Source organism: Desulfobulbus elongatus DSM 2908, assembly GCF_000621145.1.
Lineage (GTDB): Bacteria > Desulfobacterota > Desulfobulbia > Desulfobulbales > Desulfobulbaceae > Desulfobulbus > Desulfobulbus elongatus.
The window spans coordinates 50,100-70,484 of the sequence record NZ_JHZB01000018.1 but is presented as its reverse complement, the minus strand read 5'-3'; the positions used below and the strand labels follow the sequence as shown (position 1 = coordinate 70,484).

Here is a 20,385-nt window from a genome sequence, read left to right as displayed (position 1 = left end):
GCTGTGGGCCCCCGTCTCCTCGCCCTGATCGTCAAGGAATTCCTCGCCCTGTTCCGGGACAGGAAAAGCCGGCTGGCGGTCATCGTGCCGCCGATCCTCCAATTGCTGATCTTCGGCTACGCCGCCACCTTCGATCTGGAGCACGCGACCCTGGCCATCTACAACGAGGACAGCGGCGCATTTTCCCGCGACCTGATCGGCCGCTTTGAGCGGTCCCCGGCCTTCGAGGTGGTCGGCTACCTGCGCTCCGAGGAGGAGATCAAGCCGCTCATCGACCGCAAGGGCGCCCTGCTGGTGCTCCGTGTCGGCGAGCAGTGCTCGGCCAATGTCGCCCAGGGCGAGAGCTGCGCGGTGCAGGCGCTCATCGACGGCCGCAACTCCAACACCGCCATGCTGGCGCTCAATTACGTCCGTTCCATCATCACCGACTTCAACGAGGAACGGATCGAACAGACCACCGGCACCAGCCTGCCGGCGCGGCTCGCCATCCGGGCCTGGTTCAACCCCAACCTGGAGAGCCGCTGGTTCATCGTCCCCGGCATCGTGGCCCTGCTGGCCATGATCGTCACCCTGGTGGTCACGGCCCTGTCCGTGGCCCGCGAGCGCGAGGCCGGCACCTTCGACCAGCTGCTGGTTACGCCGCTCCGGCCCTGGGAAATCCTGATCGGCAAGGCCATGCCCGGCCTGATCGTCGGGGTCGGCGAGGCCTCGCTCATCGTGGCCGCAGCCGTCTACTGGTTCCGGGTGCCGCTGGTGGGCGACCTGCTCACCCTGTATCCGGCGCTCATTATTTATGTGCTGTCGATCATCGGCATCGGCCTGATGATCTCCTCCTTTTCCGCCACCCTCCAGCAGGCCCTGCTGGGCTCGTTTTTGTTCATCGTCCCGGCGGTCACCCTGTCCGGCTTCTCGACCCCGATCGCCAACATGCCGGATTTCATGCAGGCCCTGACCTATCTCGACCCCATGCGCTACTTTCTCACCATTGTCCGCCGCGTCTTCCTGGAAGGGGCGGGGTCGGAATACTTCTGGAACGATCTCTGGCCGATGTCGCTCATCGCCGTGGCCACGCTCTCGCTCGCCACCTGGCTGTTCCGGCACCGGATGTACTGAGCGCGGCGATGGCGACCGGCGGGCATTTCTTCGACTTTGCTGGCATGAAGCGTGCTTGAATATCGGGGCGGGACAGCGCGGGCAGGCGCCCGCCGGACGGCGTCATGGCCGATCGATCACTGCATCAGGGGAGCATGCGGACCGGTATGAGAAAACTTCTGCGTTTCGGCGTCATCGCCAAGATCACCCTCGTCCTCTTCTTCTACATCTCCTCCGTGACCATCATGGGGGTTGTCTCCTACAACGATCTCGTCGCCACCGAAGAGAAGGTCGAAATCCTGGAACTGGCCTACAACATCCACAACAACATCCTGGAATCGAGGCGATACGAAAAGAATTATTTCCTGTACGGCAGCGACGACTCCCTCTACGACAGCATCACCATGATCCAGAAGGCATCGGAGATCAGCGACGCCATCCTCCAGCATGACGAGGATCTGGTCATCATTCCGAAATTGAGGGAACTGGAAACGCACATGCATGCGTACACGAAAAACATCTACGAACTGCTGGCCCTCAAGAAAACGAACCTGGAACACTACCAGGCGACCACCGAGGAAATCAGGCATTACGGCAAGATTATTTCGGAGATAAGCGAGCATATCGTCAACGACGAGAAAACCCAGATCCACTCGATGGTCTCGCTGTTGCGGGAGCAGCTGATCGTGTGGTCCTCCGTCGCGATCTTCATCGGCATCATCCTCTCCCTGCTGATCGTCTCCTTTGTCTTCAAGCCGCTGGCCGCCATCAAGCGGGCCACGCAGGCCATCGCCCGGGGGCGGTTTAGCAGGATCGAGGTGATCAACACCAAGGACGAAATCCAGCAGGTCATGGAGGCCTTCAACATCATGGTCCAGGAACTGGAGCACCGCCAGGACCAGCTCATCCAGGCGGAAAAGCTCTCCTCCCTGGGCACCCTCACCGCCGGCGTGGCCCACCAGTTGAACAACCCGCTCAACAACATCTCGACCTCGTGCCAGATCGCCATCGACGAATTCGAGGCCGGCGACGCGCCCCTGCTCAAGCGGATGCTGCACAACATCGACCAGGAAACCCTGCGGGCGCGGGACGTGGTCAAAAGCCTGCTCGAATTCGCCCGCAGCCAGGACTTCACCCTGCGCCGGGCCTCGCTGGCCGAGATCGCCCACAAGGCGGCCCTGCTGGCCAAGAGCCAGGTGCCCCCGGACATCGACGTCTCCATCCGCATCCCCGACGACCTCGTCCTGGCCATGGACGTGCAGCGGATGCAGGAAGTCTTCATCAACATGATCATCAACGCGGCGCAGGCCATCGAGCGGCAGGGGCGGATCACCATCGCCGCCGAGGTGGATGCCGCGGCCCGCGAGGTGGTCATCGAAATCAGCGACACCGGTCTGGGCATCACCGAGCGGAATCTGGCCCGCATCTTCGATCCCTTCTTCACCACCAAGGAGGAGGGCCAGGGCACCGGCCTCGGCCTGTCGGTCGTCTACGGGATTATTCAGCAACATCAGGGCAACATTACCGTGCAAAGCAGCCCCGGTCAGGGTACATCCTTTTTTGTCCGCCTTCCCTATCCCGACGCCAAGGAACCGTAAGCAAGAGCGATGTCCAAACGCACAATCCTGGTGGTCGACGACGAGCCCATCGCCCGCGACAACCTCGCCCACATCATCGCCAAAGACGGCCACGCGGTCCGGGTGGCCGCGGACGGCCGGGAAGCCGTCGCCATTCTCCGGAAAGAAGAGGTCGACCTGGTCCTGACCGATCTGTGCATGCAAGGCATCGACGGCATGGCCGTGCTGGAGGAGGCCAAGCAGCTGTGGCCGGCCGTCGAGGTGGTGGTCATCACCGGCCACGCCAGCGTCGATACCGCGGTGGAGGCCATGCGCAAGGGCGCCTATCATTATGTGGCCAAGCCCTTCAAGATCAACGAACTGCGGGCCATCGTCGACAAGGCCCTGGAAAAGAGCCTGCTGCGGCGGGAGATCCGTTCCCTGCGGGAACAGGTCGACGCCGGCAGGGGGAGCGGGCGCATCGTCGGCCAGAGCCCCAAGATGCAGGCCCTGCGGGAAACCATCAACCAGGTGTCGCAGCTCGACTGCAACGTGCTCGTTCAAGGGGAAACCGGCACCGGCAAGGAACTGGTCGCCCGGACCATCCACGAACTCAGCCCCCGCGCCCGCAAACGGTTCGTGGCCTTCAACTGCGGCGTTTTCACCGAGGAACTGATCACCAGCGAGCTGTTCGGCTACGAGCGGGGGGCCTTCACCGGGGCCGGCAAGGCCAAGAAGGGGTTGCTGGAAATGGCGGAGGGGGGCACGGTCTTTTTCGACGAGGTCGGCGAGTTGCCGCTGGCCATGCAGGTGAAGCTGTTGCGCGTGCTCCAGGAGCGGACCCTGATCCGGGTGGGCGGCACCGAGGAGATCGCCGTGGATTTCCGGGTGCTGGCCGCCACCAACAAGGATCTCAAGCGCGAGGTCGAGGCCGGCACCTTCCGCTCCGACCTCTACTACCGGCTCGACGTGCTGACCATCGCCGTGCCGTCGCTGGCCGAGCGCAAGGAGGACATCCCCCTGCTGGCCCGCCACTTCCTCGCCAAGCATGCCCGGCCGGGCCGGCCGGTGCCGCTGCTCTCGCCCGAGGCGGAACGGCGGCTGCTCTTCTACGATTATCCCGGCAACATCAGGGAGCTGGAAAACATCGCCCAGCGCATGCTCATCACCTGCGACGGCGATGTCATCGAAGCCCAGCACCTCGCCGCCGTGTTCGGCGACAGCGAAGGGGTGGCGGTCCGCGACCAGCGCGAGGACTGGCACACCCTGGAGGAACACGAAAAACAGTACATCCTCGAAGTCCTCGACGAAGTCGAGGGTAACCGCTCGGCAGCGGTGAAGATCCTCGGCATCGACCGGGTCTCGCTCTGGCGCAAGATCAAGCGCTACGGCCTGGAGCACCCGGACACCTGAGCGGCGGCGCCCTCCCCTTTTCTCTCTTGCGGACCCGACCGCCGGTCACGAGGCCAGGATGAAGGTCGGCCGGGCGAGCCGGTCACGAGGCCAGGATGAAGGTCGGCCGGGCGAACAGGGGCTCGATGATCTCGCCGGCCTGGGCCACCAGTTGCAGCCGGATCCCCTCGACCACATCGACCTCCAGGGCCTCCACCTCCTCCTGGTTGGCCTCCGGCAAAAGCACCAGTTGCACCCCGGCCCGCTTCGCGGCCAGCACCTTTTCCCTGATGCCGCTGACCGGCAGAATGCGGCCGGTCAGGGTCATTTCCCCGGTCAGGGCCACGTCGCGCCGGGCCGCCCGCCCGGTGAGCAGCGACAGCAGGGCCGCGAAAATGGTGATCCCGGCCGAGGGGCCGTCCTTGGGGATGGCGCCGGAGGGGAAATGGATGTGGACATCGGCGTTCCTGAAAAAATATTCGGAGATGCCGAAATCGCCGGCCTTGCTGCGCAGAAAGCTGAGCGCGGTCTGGGCCGACTCGCGCAGCACCTCGCCCAGGGATCCGGTGAGGAGCAGGGTGCCCGAACCCGGCATCAGCGCCGCCTCGACGCTGATGATCTCGCCGCCGGTCTCGGCCCAGACCATGCCCGTGGCGATGCCGGGCTGGGGATCGGCCTCGGCCGCCTCCCGGCGGAACCGGCGCGGACCGAGCAGCTTGGTCACGGCCGGGGCGTCGAGCAGGGTCTGCTTGTCCTGCCGGCCGGGGGACTTGAGGCAGAGCATGGCGATCTTGCGGCAGACATCGGCGACCTGCCGCTCCAGGCCGCGCAGGCCCGATTCCCTGGTGTAGTCGTTGATCACCCGCGACAGGGCCTCGTCGGTCAGTTTGACCGCGGACCGAGACAGCCCCGCCACCTTGAGCTGCCGCGGCAGGATGAACTGCCGCGCGATGTGCAGCTTTTCCCGCTCGGTATAGCCGGTGAACTCGATGCACTCCATCCGGTCCAGCAGCGGGCCCGGCAATTTGCTCAGGTCGTTGGCCGTGGCGATGAACATGATCCGGGACAGGTCGAACGGCAGCTCCACATAGTGATCGGTAAAGTGGACGTTCTGCTCCGGATCGAGCACCTCGAGCAGGGCCGAGGCGGGATCGCCGCGGAAATCCTGGCCGATCTTGTCGATCTCGTCGAGCATGAACACCGGGTTGTTGACCCCGACCCGCTTCAGTTCGAGAATGATCCGGCCCGGCAGGGCGCCGACGTAGGTGCGGCGGTGGCCGCGCAGTTCGGCCTCGTCGCGCAGCCCGGCCAGGGAGAGGCGGATGAACTGCCGCTGCAGGGCCTCGGCGATGGCCTTGCCCACCGAGGTTTTGCCGGTGCCCGGCGGACCGGTGAAACAGAGGATCGGCCCCCTGCCCATCTGGACGAACAGCTTCTTCTCCAGCACGTCCTTGACGGTGCGCCGCAGTTCATCGAGGTTGACGGGTTTGCCCAGGTAATGGGCGGCCCCCTTCTTCAGGGCGTCCACCGCCGAGCTGACCGTGGCGAAGCCGGTGACCATGATCACCGGAATTTCCGGGGCAATGCGGTTGATCTGCTCCAGCAGCTCGATGCCGTCCATCTGCTCCATCTTCAGGTCGGTGACCACCAGATCGATCTCGTCGCGGGCCATCACCTCCAGGGCCTCGGCCCCGTTGGCGGCACCGTGGCAACTGTATCCCTCCCTGCCGAGGACATGCATCAGGTTGGTGCGGGCGATCTCCTCGTCGTCGACCACGAGGATGGTCTGGGTGGCCTTGCTGCACAGGGTCTTCGCGGCCAGGAATTCGAGAATCCGCTGCTTGACCTGGGCCAGGCCGTAGTGCCGGGTATCGAGCACGGACTGGGCTCGGGCCAGGTCGAGCTTGCACTGGCTGGAAACGTTCCACGGCAGCGACAGCAGCAACTCGATGTAGTTGATGCCCACCGAATATTCGGCAATGGCCGCATCGGTCTTCTCCAGCTTGTCCAGTTCGCCGGCAACCGCCTCCATGACCTCATGGGGGAGCTGCGCCTCCCCTGCCCGCGCCCGGAGCAGCTCAAGCGGTGAGGGCGCCGCCTCGGGCCGCGGCTGCGGCTCTTCGTTCTGTTCCGCCTTTTTCCTGAAAAACATAGTGCGCTCTCCTTTGCTTTTCCCGGAGAGAAAACGGCTGCGACCGCCGGGGGTGCAGGCCGCATCCCCGCAGGTACGCCGGTTGTCGTCTCCCTGTCCGGCCCTGTTTTCTTTCTATCAGGCCACCGGAACTTTGCAAGAACAATGCCGCGCGCCTCCCGCGGGCCGCGGGCCGCCGATCAATCCCCTCTTCAAGCCGCCTTTCCCTTCCCCCTGTTGTTCCCCATTCCGGTCCCGGCATGCGCCGGCCCGAGGCGCCCGTAACCGGGTCCGCCGGTTGCGCCCTGTTACACGCTTCAGTTGACTATTGCAAAATGCAACAGCGCTCAAGGCCCCCTGCTGCCCATTGGCGCAGGTACCGTTTCATAATGCAACAACCATCCCCCTGCGACCTACCGGGGATCAAAAACAGATTAATACATAACACCATTGAATTACATAACATTTTTCCTTGGCATGCATCTTGATTGAGCACGGGCATCACGAAACGCCAAACCGTTACCATCACGACCGCCATGCCCATCGAATCAGCCGCCATCCGCCTCAGCCAATCCGAGCCCGGTCCGAACACCGGGACTGTTGCGCCGGCCCGACCGAACGAACCGTCCTTCATCATGGCACTGACCCGCAACGGCCACATGTCCGAGCATGTCATGGAGCATGCGGTCAATCTGTCCCAGCGTCTGGGGTACGCGATTCTCGCCGTTCACGTCGACACCCTGCCCCTGTTCAATCGGGGCCGGCGCAGCCGGCTCTTTGCCGCCGCCATGGAAGAAAGCACGGCCCTGCTGGCGGAGATGGCGCAGTACCGGAGCGTGGCGGTCGAGCATCTCGGCGAATCCGGCAAGGTCGGCGACGTGGTCGGCCGGCTGTGCCGGAGCAAAAGGCGCATCGAGTTCATCGTCATCGACAAGGGCATCCGCATGGAGGAAGTGGCCCGCTCCTCGCCCGTTCCCGTATTTCCCGTCCGAACCGCCCGACACGGTCTTTTCAGCAAGACCCTTTCCCATACCCAAAAAACACAAGGAGTATTCGCCATGTCCACCAGCAGCAAAAAACGGTATGTGCGCCAGTGCGTCCTCTTCGGGGCCCTGACTTCGGCACTGTACGCCACGGTGTTCGCCTACCAGGATGTTGTCATGACCTATTTCAGCAAGGGCGGGGTCTATGCCGTCCTGCCGGTGATCACGGTCTTCGCCGTCTCCTATTTCCACGGCAACTTCACCAGCGCCTTCTGGTCCGCGCTGGGCATCGAGGCATCCAAGAAGAGCGCCGCCCGGCAGGTCGCCCCCGAGCAGAAGGTTACGGACACGGCGCCCCGGCCCGACACCCGGCCCCGGTTGCAGGTCAACGCCTAGGAGATCGCCCGGCCGTCCGGCCGCCCTTGTCGCGGCAAGCGCGACGCAGACCCATTCATGAACACACCACAGGAGCAGACACATGCACGGTCCCATCGGTGAAGTGATCCAGTTTATCGATCTCAATGCCTATACCATCATTTTCCTCTTCCTCGTCGGATTCATCGGCGGCCTGGTCAGCGGGTTCATCGGTTCCGGCGGTGCCTTCGTGCTCACGCCGGGCATGATGAGCCTGGGCGTTCCGGGCACCGTCGCCGTGGCCAGCAACATGTGCCACAAATTCCCCAAGGCCCTGGTTGGGGCGATCAAGCGCTACAAATACGGCCAGGTGGACATCAAGCTCGGGCTCATCATGGGCGTCTTCGCCGAGATCGGCGTCCAGGCGGGCATCATGATCCAGAAACACATCCTCGACACCTGGGGCCAGGCCGGCTCCAACCTCTACGTCTCCGTCATCTTCGTGCTGGTACTGGTGACGGTCGGCTCCTTCGTCATGCGCGACGCCATGCGGATGAAGCGGTCGCAGACCGAAACCGGGTCCGGGACGGGCCTGGCTAAGCGGTTGCAACAGATCGAGCTCTGGCCGATGATCCACGTCAAGGCGGCCAACCTGCGCATCAGCCTGTGGTTCCTCGTCCCGGTCGCCCTGGCCACCGGCATGCTGGCGGCCACCATTGCCGTGGGCGGATTCATCGGCGTTCCCGGCCTGATGTACATCATCGGCGTCACCAGCATCGTGGCCTCGGCCACCGAACTGGTCATCGCCTTCGTCATGGGGCTCGGCGGCACCCTGATCTGGGCCTACTACGGCATGGTCGACATCCGCCTGGTCATGATCATCCTGGCCGGCTCGCTGTTCGGGGTGCAGTTGGGCGCGATCGGCACCACCTACGTCAAGGATTACATGATCAAGTACGTCATGGCCATGATCATGCTCATCGTCGCGGTCAGCCGGTTCCTGGCCCTGCCCAAGTATCTCAACGAACTGCACCTGATCGCGGTGAACGATGCCATGGTCGGGGTCATGACCAAGATGAGTTTCGGCATCATGTGTCTGGCCCTGCTGATCGGCGCCTCGATCATCCTGGCCAGCCTGTTCAAGGCCAGACGCCTGGAAAAGGCGGCCGGCCTTGTCTGACGAACACCACCAGGAGGCCATCATGCCCGCGCGTATCGCCACCATCCTCGTCGCCCTCGATCCGGGAAGCGCCAGCAAGGCCGCTTTTCAACAGGCCCTGCGGCTGGCGCTGTTCCTCAAGGCCGAGCTGATCGCCATCTCGGTGACGCCCCGCTACGAGGGGAACATGCACCGCTGGAAGATCAGCAACGCCGAGGAACAGCTCAGCGAGCCGTTCAAGCGCTGCCTGGAAGAGGCGCGGCAGGCCGCCGCCGAGAAGGGGCAGGCCGTGCGCACCATCCACACCGTGGGCGATCCGGTCGACGAGATCCTCCGTGCCGCCGAAGAAGAGCAGGTCGGGCTGGTGCTCCTGGGCTATCCCAAGCGCACGCGGATCGAGCGGGTCCTGCTCGGCCGGACCTCGGCCAAGGTGATCGGCGGCAGCCCCTGCGACGTCCTCATGGTGCCCGAGCATGCCGAGGTCAATTTTTCGCGGATTCTCGTGGGCATAGATGGATCGGGCTTCAGCATGGAGGCCGGGCGGCGGGCGCTCGACCTGGCGCTGGCCTTCGGCGGCGAGGTCCATGCCCTCACCGTGCTCGACATCCCGGTCGAACGCGGTTTCCGTTACGGGGTGCTGGACGAGGCGCGGGGCAAGAGCTTCCCGCCGCTCCAGACCCTCGCCGGCCAGGGGGAACGCCTGGGGGTGCGGGTGGTGACCGAGATCCGGGAAGGATCGCCCTATGCCACCATCGTCAAGTACGGCACGGAAAAGAAGATCGAACTGATCGTGCTGGGCAGCTACGGCCGGACCGCCCTGGGCGATATCCTCATGGGCAGCGTGGTCGAGCGGGTGACATCCCTCTCCTCGCTCCCCACCCTGGTGGTGAAAAAAAGGTGAACGGTGCGTAGGCGCATCAGCAAGGAGGTGGACAATGACGTGGAACGTTTTCTTTGTCGGTCTGATCGCGGCCATCGGCCTGCTTCATCTGGCCACGACTGCCGTGCGGTTCGTCAGCGGCCGGCGCGACAGCCTGTCTCCGGAAGAAACCCGGATGGCGCGCACCGGCGAGCGCGGCGACTGGTATGTCTTTTTCCATTGCGCGGACCTGCTGGGCAGGGCGGCGAACAACGAGGCGCCCGGCAACGCGGTCCGGGACCGGGCCGAAGGTCCGCCGGCCCGGCAGGAAAAGGCCCGGCGCTCCCGCGCCAGGATCAGCCTGTAGCAGCCTGAACGGCCTTCAACTTCTCCGTCGGCGCGGGCGTTTTTTGGCACCGCCCTCGGGAATGCGGTTCGCGTTGGGTCCCTTGCCGCTCCGTACCGGTCTGGCCGCCCGCTTGAAATCCGTGACGAACAAATCGTCCTCGGCCCATTCGGTGGGGATGGGGTGGCCGATATAGGCCTCGATGGCCTCCAGCGACAAGGCTCCCCGTTCGTCGGCCAGGGAGATGGCCTTACCCGTGGCCCCGGCCCTGGCGGTGCGGCCGATGCGGTGCACGTAATCCTCGCTGTCTTCCGGCAGATCGTAGTTGATCACATGGGAGACCCCCTCGATATGCAGCCCCCTGGACGCCACGTCGGTGGCGATCAGCACCGGCAGCTTCCCCGCCTTGAAGTCCCGCATGATCTTCAGCCGCTTTTCCTGGGCGACATCGCCTGAAATCATGCGGCTCTTGCAGTCGTTGGCCGTCATCAGCGCCTGCAGCCGTTCGCCCTCGCGCTTGGTGTTGACGAAGATCATCACCCGCTCCATGGCCTCGCGCCGCAACAGGCCCAGCAGCAGGGAAAATTTTTCCTTGCTGGCCACGTGGTAGAGCACCTCCTCGATATTGGCGGCGGTGAGCTGGTCGGCATCCACCCGCACCTCTTCCGGCATGTTCATGAACTCGTAGGCCAGCTCCATCACCCGGTGGTTGAGGGTGGCGGAGAACATCAGGTTCTGGCGGCGGTCATAGGGCGGCAGGCTTCGGAGGATGTAGCGCAGGTCGCCGATGAAGCCCAGGTCGAACATGCGGTCGGCCTCGTCGATCACCAGCATGTCGACGGCCTTGAGGCTGCACACCTTCTGCTTGAGATAATCGATCAGCCGGCCCGGCGTGCCGATGACGATGTCGACCCCGGCGCGCAGGGTCTCGCGCTGCTTCTGGTAATCGACGCCGCCGTACACGGCCAGGATGGAAAAGCCGCAGTGGGCGCCGAGCAGGCGGGCATCGTGTTCGATCTGCACCACCAGTTCCCTGGTCGGGGCCAGGATGAGGGCGCGTGGCTGGCCGCCGCCGCCCGCCTGCCGCAGAAGCCGGTCGAACAGGGTGATCAGGAAGGCGGCCGTCTTGCCGGTGCCGGTCTGGCCCTGGCCGGCCACGTCTTTGCCCCCGAGGGTGAGGGGCAGGGTCAGGGCCTGGATCGGGGTGCATTCGGTGAAACCCGCCTCGTCAATCCCCTGGCTGAGGGGTTCGGGCAGGGTCAGGGCTTGAAAAAGCATTCAACTCCTTTTTGGTTCGTGGTGGCGCCGCCGCGGTCGCGAGCCTGTCCGGAAGGCAGGGCCGTTCCGGCCGGCCCGGCTGCGAGGCGGCTGATGGGTAATGGGTCTGCGGTTTAAATCCCTCAATCGACCCGGAAGTTGAGGAGCACGGAATCGCGGGAGGGAAAGAACTGGCGGTAGGCGGTGCTCGATTTCTCCAGCATGATCTTCGCCGCCCTGACCGCGTCGGTGTCCTTGTACTTGTCGGAAAGGTAAATGATCTCGTTGATGCCGGCCTGGATGATGACCTTGGTGCATTCGTTGCAGGGAAACAGGGCCACGTAGAGGCGGCAGTCGCGCAAATCGTAGGTGATCGAGTTCAGGACCGCGTTCAGTTCGGCATGGCAGACATAGGGATACTTGGTGTCGAGATAGTCGCCCTCCCGCGCCCAGGGCAGCTCGTCGTCCGAACAGCGCCAGGGAAAGCCGTTGTAGCCGACGCCGACGATCTTGTTCTGGCTGTTGGCCACGCAGGCGCCCACCTGGGTGTTGGGGTCTTTGGAGCGGTGGCCGGAGAGGATGGCCACGGCCATGAAGTATTCGTCCCAGGAGAGGTAATCGGTGCGCTTGGTGGTCATGGGGTTTCCCCCGCGCTCTGTCGGGCCTGCTGTTCCTTGAACTGCCGCCGCCGCTGCCGCCAGTCCGGGGCGATGCCCGCCGCCTTCTCGACGAATTTCCTGATGGCCTGAAAATAGAGCGGTCCGGCCTCGGCAATGAGCGAATTGTGATCGGCTCGGGGCACGATCTGCAGTTCCTTATTTTTGGCCCCGCTCTCGGCCTGGAGGGTTTCGGCCTGCCACAGCGGGATCAGTTGGTCGTACTGGCCGTGGAGGATGAAGGTCGGCTTGGCGATCCGGGCGATCTTGCCGCCGTTGTTAAAGGTCTGCTCCTCGCCGATGCCCATGCCGGCGAGGTCGATGCCGAGCACCTTGGCCAGCGGCAAAGTCCTGGCGAATCCGGACTCGATGATCAGGCCGCCGATGGCCTCCTCGTGGGTGGAGGCCACATCGATGGCACAGGCGCTGCCCAGGGACCGCCCCATGACGAACAGGGCGCCGGTGTAGCCGTGGCCGGCCAGCCAATCCTTCAGGGCGAGGAACACGGTGTTGCCGTCCGGCAACAGGGTGCTGGTCAGGGGCGTGCCAGTGCTCCAGCCGTAGCCGCGGTATTCGGTCACCAGGAAATTGAGGTTTTCCCGGACGTACATCGGGCCGACCTCGTCGTAATCGGGAATGATCTCGCCGTTGCCGTGGAAAAAAATCAGGGTGGGCGAGGTCGGGGCATGGCTGTACAGCCGGCAGGCGATGGTCACGTCGGCGGCGACCGGAACGTCGATGTCGATGGCGCCTGCGGGCGGCGTGTTCCTGGCCACCTTGAGAGGGTGAAAGAGCAGTTGGGTGATTTCTGGTCGGTCCATGTGGGTAAGCATCGCAGACGGATGGATGGGGGTTGACTGTTCCGCCCGACAGGTGGCAATCAGGAGCACGAGCGCCAAGCCCGCCACGCCGGTGCGGCGTTGCCGCCACCTGCCGGCGCGCGCCCGGCACAGGCGACATGGCCGAACGGGCACGGGATGCTGGGAACCGGAGCGCATGGCGGGCACGAACGAACGGGGGTCGGGGACTGAAGCCACAATCGGGTCATGTTTTCCTGCGGTATCGATCACCGCTCCTTACCCCAAGTTGCCGTCTTTGTCAAAATGTCGTTCTTCCGCGCAGGAAAAGATGGGCCGCGGCTCCCGTCGTCGTCCCCGGACGTCCCCACCGCCCCGGTTGCTTGCGGGGCGCCTGCCACGGTCGCCGCGTCGAGACCGCTTGCATTCCTGCCGGAATGTTTTTACTGTGGTGGACAGGATCACCCTGCGCACCCGGCGCCGCCAATCCCCAAGGCGCCACAGCCATTCGACAAAAAACGGGATGCCTCGACACCTCCTTGCCGCCGTTCTGGCTCTGCTCCTCGTTGCCGCTCCGGCCACGGCCGAAAACGGGGCAAACGGAGAGCATCACCCGCAGTTGGCCAGCCCGGCGACCGGGGCCAGGCTCGCCGTCCCGAAGCGCCCGCTCACCCGCGCAAAAAAGGGCCGGACGAGTCCGTTCGTCTACCTGGCCGGGATGATCGCCGCCAACGAATACGTATTCAACTCCTTCACCGATCTCGGCCTGGGCGCGTTTAATCCGGACATCATCGACCGCGTTCTCGCCACCCCGGACACGCACTGGGCCTTTGGCCGGCTTGAGCGGTCCCTGCCCGTCGGCAAGCGTCTGCCGGCGGCCTTCTCACCTTCCGGCAACGACACCGCCGGGCGGTCCGTCGGTGCCAAAGGCGGGCCATCCACCCCGTTTTTCGGCGATCCGTTCAGATCTCTTCCCGGACTTGAGCCCCCGATCTCCATCGGCATGGACGCCGGCTTCGGGGCAGACCCAATCCTGGCCTCACGCAACGGGTCGCACGGTCCGACCGGCGGCGACCTCAGCGCCGGCGGCGGCAATTCCAGCCGGGTTCCCCTGGCCTATCGCTACGCCATGGACAAAAAGACCTCGGTCAATGCCGGGGTGACGTGGATTCAGGATCTCGGCGACGCCACGGGTATGGAGCCCTCCCTGAACGAACCGGGGAGCGACGGCTCGGCCACCAACAGACTGCCCGGCGTGAACCTGAACCTGGGGGCGAGCTACAAGGCGCTGACCCTGACCGGCGGCTACATCCATGCCCTGGACAACCGCACCTCGACCGAGCTTGCCCTGGCGGGCGAAGAGAGCGATCCCGTGGCCTGGAGCAGCGAACTCGCCTATTCCACGGAACTCCTGCGCCGGGAAACGACCCTGGCCGTGGGGTACCAGCGGTCCTCGGAGGCCCTGCACGCCTATCTGCCCGAGGAGCGCTACCGGACCAGGGCCTCCGTGGCCCTCTCCGATTCCACCGTGTTCAGCCTCGAATATTACCTGGACAGGGAAGACGACATGGCCGACAACGGCGATACGGACGGCTACGGCATCACCACCAAGATCGGTTTCGGTTTCTGAACGGCGACACTGGCGGAACGCCGGAGGGATGCGTTCGAGCCCATGGACAGGCGGGAAACCGTGAGTCTACGCGCCCGGGCCGCAGCCGGAAACGACTCAGGCGGCCCGAACGGCCCAGGCCAGATCCGCAGTGCCCTCCGCGAGCCGCAGGGTCAGCTGTTCCCGAATGGCGACACCGGCAACCTGGTCGATCTCCTCGTCGCCGACATAGACGATCACCTCCACCGGGCGGCCGGGGCCGGCTTCCCGCTGGATGGCGATGTCGGCGCAGACCTCGACCCCCGGATACTGCGCCTCGAGATAATCGACGATGATCTGCCCCCGCGTGTCGGCGAGATTGTCGGCGCTCCGTTCAACGTCGAACCCCTCTTCCTGAAACAAATTGCCGGCCATGATGCAGTCGGCCACAATAATACGTGTAATCGCCACTTGTCCGCTCCTTTGCGCGCGTGCATCCCGCATGGTTTCGTGCTGTTCTTCCGGAAACAGCTCTATACCACAGAGCGGCCGCGCGGCCAAGCAGGAAGGCGCGGCACGGCCATCAGGCCGGATTCTTCCGGCAGGGGTGTGCTCCCCGACGGCCGACGGCCACCCCCCTTTTTTCTATGCGGACGGGGGGAGATGCTCTATAGTACGCGGCATGAACATCATCCGCGTACGCGAGGCGGCGGTCATGGCGCCTCGACACGCGAATCCGAAAAGGACTGGCTGGAATTTTGCAGTATCGTCAAGGCACTCGAACCGCCGATGGACCCGCCCTCCATGGTCCGGGACCATCCTGCCGTTCGATCGTGTGCCGCTCCCAACCAATCTTTGCACTTCATGAGGAAACGATGAAATACCTTGCCACCGCAACCGGCGTCATCACGATCCTGTTGACCATGCTGCTGGGCGAAGCCGCCGCCGGCGTCTCGATCAGCGTCGGCGAACCCGGATTTTACGGCCGGATCGACATCGGCAACTTTCCGCAACCGCGGCTGGTCTACGCCGAACCGATAATCGTCCGGCGCGTCACGACCTGGTACCCGCCGATCTATCTGCGGGTGCCGCCCGCCCACGTCAAGCACTGGTACAAACACTGCAATGCGTACAACGCCTGCGGCCGGCCGGTCTACTTTGTCGACGACGCCTGGTACCGCGATGTGTATGCCCCCCGCTACCGGGAACACCATCGCGTCGTGGTGCCTCCTCCTCCGCCCCGCAGACCGACCTACTACGAATACCGCAAGTATGAGCACAGACCGCCGAAAAAGGTCTACATCCGTGATGAACGCCCCAAGAGCGACCATCGCCGTGACCACCGGGACGACCATCGGGGTCGCAGATAACCGGCGGCGCGGTGCGCCATTCACCCGCGCGGGACAGACCCCGCCGCCATCGCGGGTGCGGCTCGCCCTCCCGGCGCTGTGGCTGCTGGCGCTCGTGCTGTGCCCCCACCCCCTGTTCGCCAGGGATGCCATCACCTGGATGGAGGTGAGCATGCCGCCCTACCTCATCCAGGAAGGGTCGGCAAAGGGGCAGGGGTACGGCGACGTGGTCACCGCCATCCTCCGGGAGAACCTGCCCGAGTACGACCACTACACCATGGTCACCAACGTGGTCCGCCATTTTCAGAAATTCAGGGATGGGGAAAAGGTGTGCAGCGTGGGGTTGTACCGGACGCCGGAACGGGAAGCCTTCATGTATTTTTCCATTCCCAGCCTGTTGACCATGCCCGCGGTGCTCATCATCAGGAAGGACAGGCACGCCGATTTCGGGGCAACGGCGAGCGTCAGGCTCGATGATCTCCTCACCCGGCAGGTCGTCATCGGCCTGAGCAAGGACCGCTCCTATGGCGCGGAAATCGATGCCGTGCTCAAACGGCACCGGGGCGGGGAGCAATTGCTGTATTACGGCGGTCAGGAACTTGCCGGCAACTATTTCAGGATGCTCATGCGCAACCGGGTCGACGGCCTGATCGGCCTGCCGGACGAGGCCATGTATCATGCGGAAAGAATGGGCCTGCGGGATCAGCTCATGACCCTGCCCCTCGAGGAGAACCGGCACAGTTACGCGGGCTGGCTCTGCACCGTGGGCTGCTCGAAAAACGCCTGGGGCGAGGCGGTCATCGACAGGATCAACGCCATCCTGGTCCAACAACGGCCGACGGCGCGCTACCGGGCCGCCTACGAACGCTGGCTTGATGGCGCCACTCTGGAGCGGTACCGTGCCGTCTACCGCGAGGTTTTTCTCACCGCCCTGCCCCCTTCGGTTCCGGCCCGGTAATCTTGGCCGGAACAGCCGTAAGAAGGGAATTCCTACTTGCTCTTGCGCTTGGCGATCTTTTTCGAAAACTGCTTTTTGTACAGCCGTCGGGCCTCGGCCAGCCGCTTCTCGCTTTTCTCGATCAGCAACTCCTGGGCCGAGCGCTTTTCCTCCCTGGCCTCGGGCCGCCGCTGCACGTAGCCGCCATCGGGCTGCATCTCCCAGGCCCCGCGCCGGTCGCCCAACTGTAGATTGAGGATTTCCCGCAACTGCGCCTGCAAGGTCGGCGCTTCCACCGGCGCCATCACCTCCACCCGTCGATCCAGATTGCGTTTCATCAGGTCGGCCGAGCCGATGTAATATTCTTCCTGGCCATTGTTGCGGAAATAGTAGATGCGCGAATGCTCGAGAAAACGGCCGACAATGGACACCACCCGGATGTTGTCCGACAGGCCGGCAATGCCGGGCCGCAACAGACAACTGTCGCGGATGATCAGGTCCACCCTGACCCCGGCCTGCGAGGCCTGGTACAGCGCCGCGATCACGTCCATGTCGGTGAGGGCGTTGCTCTTCAACTGGATCAGTCCCTGGTTGCCCTTGCCCTGATGCTCGATCTCCCGTTTGATGTTTTCCAAAAGCGTCTTTTTCAGAATCCGGGGTGAAGGCAGCAGTTTCTTGTAATTCCGTGCCGGCGCATAGCCAAGGGTGAGGAAATTGAAGAACTCGGTGAGGTCGTTGCAGACGTCGGGGGCGCAGGTGAGCAGACCGAGGTCGCTGTAGGCCCGCGCCGTGCCGGCGTGGTAGTTGCCGGTGCCGATGTGGGCGTAGCGTTTGAGGCCGTTGTAGTCGCGGCGGACCACGAAAATGACCTTGGAATGGGTCTTGAGGCCGACCACGCCATAGGTGACGTGGACGCCGGCCTCTTCCAGGTAGGTGGCCCAGTGGATATTGGCCGACTCGTCGAAACGGGCCATCAGCTCGACCACCACCGCCACCTGCTTGCCGTTGCGGGCCGCGTCGAGCAGATACTGGATGATCTGCGAGTTGGCCGAGGTCCGGTACAGGGTCATCTTGATCACCAGCACCTTGGGGTCGGTGCTGGCCTCCCTCAAAAACCGCTCCACCGAGGAGCTGAACGACTCGTAGGGGTGCTGGAGCAAGAACGGCCCCTCTTCCCGGATCAGGTGGAAGATGTTCGGAAAATCGCCGGCGAGCCTGTAGTGGTCGAGGGGCTGGTGGGGCGGATAATGGAGTTCGGGCTTGTCGATGGCCACGATCTCCATCAGGTCGCGCTTGGCCATGATGCCATCAACGGTGAACACGTCGTGGCGGGAATTGATGCCCAACTGCGAGGCCAGCATGCCCCGGTGCTGCCGGGTCATGGCCGGATCGACCTCGAGCCGGACCACCTCGGCGAACTTGCGATCCTGGAGCGCGGTTTCGATCATGGACAGCAGATCGATGGCCTGGTCCGGCCACTGCTCGGTGATGGCGTTGCGGGTCACCCGGAACAGTTCGCAGCTCTCGATCACCATGCCGGGAAAGATGATTTCCAGGTTGTTGGCGATCACGTCCTCGAACAGAACATACACATGCCTGGCCGGATCGACCCGGATGAAGCGCGGGATGCCGGTGCCGGTGGTGGGTATCTTGATCCGGTTGAGGTAGACATGGTCGTCGTTGCTGTGCCGGGTGGCGACCAGGAGGTTCAGCGACAGGTTGGAGATGAAGGGAAAGGGATGGGCCGGGTCCATGCCCTGCGGGGTGAGCAGAGGGTAAATGGAGTCGCGGAAGTAGCCGGCCATCTGCTGGCGCTGCTGCTCGTCGAGTTCGCCGTACTTGAGGATGCGGATCTCCTGGGCGGCCAGGCGGGCGAGCAGTTCGCGTTCCATGGCCTCCTGCCTGTCCAGGAGATCGCGGATGATGGCGTAGCTCTCGTCGATCTGCTGCTGCGGCGTCCGCCCGTCGATGGACAGCAGCTTCAGACCGGCGCCGACCTGCTGCTTGAGGCCTCCGATCCGCTTCATGAAGAACTCGTCGAGGTTGGAGCCGATGATCGACAGAAAAAAGACGCGCTCAAGCAGCGGATTGCGCTCGTCCGTGCTTTCGTGAAACACCCGCCGGTTGAATTCGAGCCAGGTCAGCTCGCGGTTGAGGTACCATTCCGGCGAAGAGAGATCGAACACCTTCTCCTTTTTTCCGGCCGCGCCGTTTTTCGATTCGGGCGACCTGGCCCCCGCTTCCCCTTTCATCTCTAAACCAGCCATTGCCTCCTCCCCATCGAGAGCTTTGCGGTATTTCTGTAAAAATCAATCATACCGCAGTCCAGGGACAGGAGGGTAGCAATTTTTCCGCCCGCCGTGACCGGGGCGCGGGTAATCTGCCGGGAGCAGATCCGCACCGGCGCCCTACAGAGGGGCACGGCGTGGCTGGTGCCGCCAGGGAAGACGAGAGGCGGTCCCGGAAAGAGTCAGCTCCCGGTCAGGGCGGCGACGATCCAGCCGAGCAGGGAACCGGGGAACAGCCCCAGGCCGAGGGCGCCCGCCAGGCACAGGCCTAAGGCGGCGGTCATGCCCGGCGAGAAGGTCAGACTGACGGGGGCCTCGGCCTCGCTCATGTACATCAGGCGGACCACCCGCAGGTAGAAATAAGCCGAGATGGCGCTGAACAGGACCGCGCCGACCACGGTGAGGGTGTAGCCGGCGGTGAAGGCGGCCTTGAGCAGGTAGAACTTGCCTATGAAGCCGCCGGTGGGGGGAATACCGGTGAGGGAGAAGAGAAAGACCAGCATCAGGGCGGCAACCACCGGGTGGCGGGTCGCGAGCCCCTTGCAGTCGTCGATCGACTCGCGGGACTGCCCCGGCGCGGCCAGCAGCATGAGCACGGCGAAGGCGCCGAGGTTCATGAACAGATAGACCACCAGATAGGTCATGGTGGCGGCCATGCCTTCGGCGGTGCCGGGCAGAAGGCCGAGCACGGCGTAGCCGGCATGGGCGATGGAGGAATAGGCCAGCATCCGCTTGAGGCTGTGCTGGCAGAGGGCGGTGATGTTGCCCACGGCCATGGTCAGCAGGGCCAGCACCGCCAGGATCGGACCCCAGTGGCCCTGCAACTGCGGCAGGCCCTCCAGCAGCATCCGGCCGAAGATGGCGAAGCCGGCCGCCTTGGGACCAACCGACATGAAGGCGGTCACCAGGGTCGGCGCCCCTTCGTACACATCCGGGGTCCAGAGATGAAAGGGCGCCACCGCCACCTTGAAGCACAGGCCGGCCAGAAGCAGGCCGAGCGCGGCCAGCAGGGCCGGGTTGGCGGCCAGGTTCCGAGAGGCGATCAACTCGGCGATCCGACCGATGTCGGTGGTGCCGGTGAGTCCGTAGAGGAGCGACATGCCGAACAACAGCAGGGCTGAGGCAAAGGCACCCATGAGGAAGTACTTGATCGCCGCCTCGCTGGTCCGCTGCTCCCGCTTGTGCAGGCCCACCAGGGCGTAGACCGGCAGGGCCATCAGTTCCAGGCCCAGGTAGAGCACCATCAGGTCGCCGGCCGAGGCCATGAGCAACATGCCCACCAGGGAAAAGAGGAGCAGGCTGTCGTATTCGCCCTGGCGCGGACCGATGAGCCGCCGGAACTGTCCGGCCATCAAGGTGGTCAAAATGACCGCGCCCAGGCAGATGACCTTGAAGACCTTGGCATAACCGTCGGCCAGGAACATGCCGCCGAAGGCCGTGACGGGCTGTGCCGCCAGGATCATGGCCAGGGCGGTCAGGCAGCCGAGCACGGTCAGCCAGGGCAGCAGCTGCCGCTGGCGGGGCAGAAACAGGTCGCAGCCGATCAGCAGCACGCCGATGCCGATGAGCAGCAGTTCGGGCAGGATGGGTTCCAGGGCGGTCCAGCTGACAGCCGCAGTGTGTATCATGGTTGGTCCTCGT

At 64.3% G+C, this 20,385-nt stretch carries 17 protein-coding genes; 10 read left to right on the top strand and 7 right to left on the bottom strand.

Annotated elements, in window-relative coordinates; genetic code table 11:
* The first annotated feature begins 3 nt into the window (after positions 1-3).
* The 3 genes from Q362_RS0110535 (at position 4) to Q362_RS0110525 (ending at position 4,061) form a co-directional block, all read left to right on the top strand.
* On the top strand, positions 4-1,113 hold the full coding sequence (locus Q362_RS0110535; protein ID WP_028318662.1) for an ABC transporter permease: 1,110 nt from the start codon (positions 4-6) through the stop codon (positions 1,111-1,113).
* Between the two features lie 146 nt (positions 1,114-1,259).
* A complete protein-coding gene (locus Q362_RS20200; protein WP_035216412.1) occupies positions 1,260-2,690 on the top strand; it encodes a sensor histidine kinase in 1,431 nt (476 codons plus the stop codon).
* Between the two features lie 9 nt (positions 2,691-2,699).
* Entirely contained in the window at positions 2,700-4,061 is a 1,362-nt protein-coding gene (locus Q362_RS0110525; RefSeq protein ID WP_028318661.1) for a sigma-54-dependent transcriptional regulator, read from the top strand.
* Positions 4,062-4,143: 82 nt separating this feature from the next.
* On the opposite strand, the gene lon is transcribed toward Q362_RS0110525, so the two are convergent.
* Positions 4,144-6,192, bottom strand: coding sequence for an endopeptidase La (lon, locus tag Q362_RS0110520; protein WP_028318660.1), 2,049 nt, complete (start codon positions 6,190-6,192; stop codon positions 4,144-4,146).
* A 515-nt stretch (positions 6,193-6,707) separates the two neighbouring features.
* Between lon and Q362_RS22270 the strand changes: the two genes are divergently transcribed.
* The 4 genes from Q362_RS22270 (at position 6,708) to Q362_RS0110500 (ending at position 9,893) form a co-directional block, all read left to right on the top strand.
* The gene (locus Q362_RS22270; RefSeq protein ID WP_157470029.1) at positions 6,708-7,550 is read left to right on the top strand and encodes a universal stress protein; all 843 of its coding nucleotides are present in this window, start codon (positions 6,708-6,710) and stop codon (positions 7,548-7,550) included.
* 82 nt (positions 7,551-7,632) lie between these two features.
* Positions 7,633-8,688, top strand: a complete 1,056-nt coding sequence (locus Q362_RS0110510; protein WP_028318658.1) for a sulfite exporter TauE/SafE family protein — start codon at positions 7,633-7,635, stop codon at positions 8,686-8,688.
* Between the two features lie 22 nt (positions 8,689-8,710).
* Positions 8,711-9,568, top strand: coding sequence for a universal stress protein (locus tag Q362_RS0110505; RefSeq protein ID WP_035216387.1), 858 nt, complete (start codon positions 8,711-8,713; stop codon positions 9,566-9,568).
* 34 nt (positions 9,569-9,602) lie between these two features.
* Positions 9,603-9,893, top strand: a complete 291-nt coding sequence (locus Q362_RS0110500) for a hypothetical protein (protein ID WP_028318656.1) — start codon at positions 9,603-9,605, stop codon at positions 9,891-9,893.
* Positions 9,894-9,908: 15 nt separating this feature from the next.
* On the opposite strand, the gene Q362_RS0110495 is transcribed toward Q362_RS0110500, so the two are convergent.
* The 3 genes from Q362_RS0110495 to Q362_RS0110485 all read right to left on the bottom strand — a co-directional run bounded on the left by Q362_RS0110495 (position 9,909) and on the right by Q362_RS0110485 (position 12,606).
* The gene (locus tag Q362_RS0110495) at positions 9,909-11,150 is read right to left on the bottom strand and encodes a DEAD/DEAH box helicase (protein WP_028318655.1); all 1,242 of its coding nucleotides are present in this window, start codon (positions 11,148-11,150) and stop codon (positions 9,909-9,911) included.
* Between the two features lie 122 nt (positions 11,151-11,272).
* Complete coding sequence (locus Q362_RS0110490; protein WP_028318654.1) at positions 11,273-11,767, bottom strand: deoxycytidylate deaminase; 495 nt, start codon at positions 11,765-11,767, stop codon at positions 11,273-11,275.
* On the bottom strand, positions 11,764-12,606 hold the full coding sequence (locus Q362_RS0110485) for an alpha/beta hydrolase (RefSeq protein WP_028318653.1): 843 nt from the start codon (positions 12,604-12,606) through the stop codon (positions 11,764-11,766). The genes Q362_RS0110490 and Q362_RS0110485 overlap by 4 nt, the downstream gene beginning before the upstream one ends.
* 499 nt (positions 12,607-13,105) lie before the next feature.
* On the opposite strand from Q362_RS0110485, the gene Q362_RS0110480 reads away from it, so the two are divergent.
* On the top strand, positions 13,106-14,212 hold the full coding sequence (locus tag Q362_RS0110480; RefSeq protein ID WP_028318652.1) for an LbtU family siderophore porin: 1,107 nt from the start codon (positions 13,106-13,108) through the stop codon (positions 14,210-14,212).
* Between the two features lie 96 nt (positions 14,213-14,308).
* Here the strand turns inward: Q362_RS0110480 and Q362_RS0110475 are convergent, their stop codons facing one another.
* Positions 14,309-14,641: a hypothetical protein gene (locus Q362_RS0110475; protein WP_157470025.1), complete on the bottom strand. Its 333-nt coding sequence runs from the start codon at positions 14,639-14,641 to the stop codon at positions 14,309-14,311.
* Positions 14,642-15,045: 404 nt separating this feature from the next.
* Here Q362_RS0110475 and Q362_RS24260 point away from each other — a divergent pair, with 404 nt between their 5' ends.
* Both Q362_RS24260 and Q362_RS0110465 read left to right on the top strand, forming a co-directional pair.
* Positions 15,046-15,540: a hypothetical protein gene (locus Q362_RS24260; RefSeq protein WP_051554098.1), complete on the top strand. Its 495-nt coding sequence runs from the start codon at positions 15,046-15,048 to the stop codon at positions 15,538-15,540.
* Entirely contained in the window at positions 15,479-16,477 is a 999-nt protein-coding gene (locus Q362_RS0110465; protein ID WP_245590205.1) for a TIGR02285 family protein, read from the top strand. Before Q362_RS24260 ends, Q362_RS0110465 begins: the two co-directional genes overlap by 62 nt.
* 32 nt (positions 16,478-16,509) lie before the next feature.
* Here Q362_RS0110465 and ppk1 read toward each other — a convergent pair whose 3' ends face one another.
* Together ppk1 and Q362_RS0110455 are read right to left on the bottom strand one after the other, a co-directional pair.
* Positions 16,510-18,723, bottom strand: coding sequence for a polyphosphate kinase 1 (gene ppk1, locus Q362_RS0110460; protein ID WP_028318649.1), 2,214 nt, complete (start codon positions 18,721-18,723; stop codon positions 16,510-16,512).
* Between the two features lie 203 nt (positions 18,724-18,926).
* Entirely contained in the window at positions 18,927-20,372 is a 1,446-nt protein-coding gene (locus Q362_RS0110455; RefSeq protein ID WP_028318648.1) for an NADH-quinone oxidoreductase subunit N, read from the bottom strand.
* Positions 20,373-20,385 lie beyond the last annotated feature (13 nt).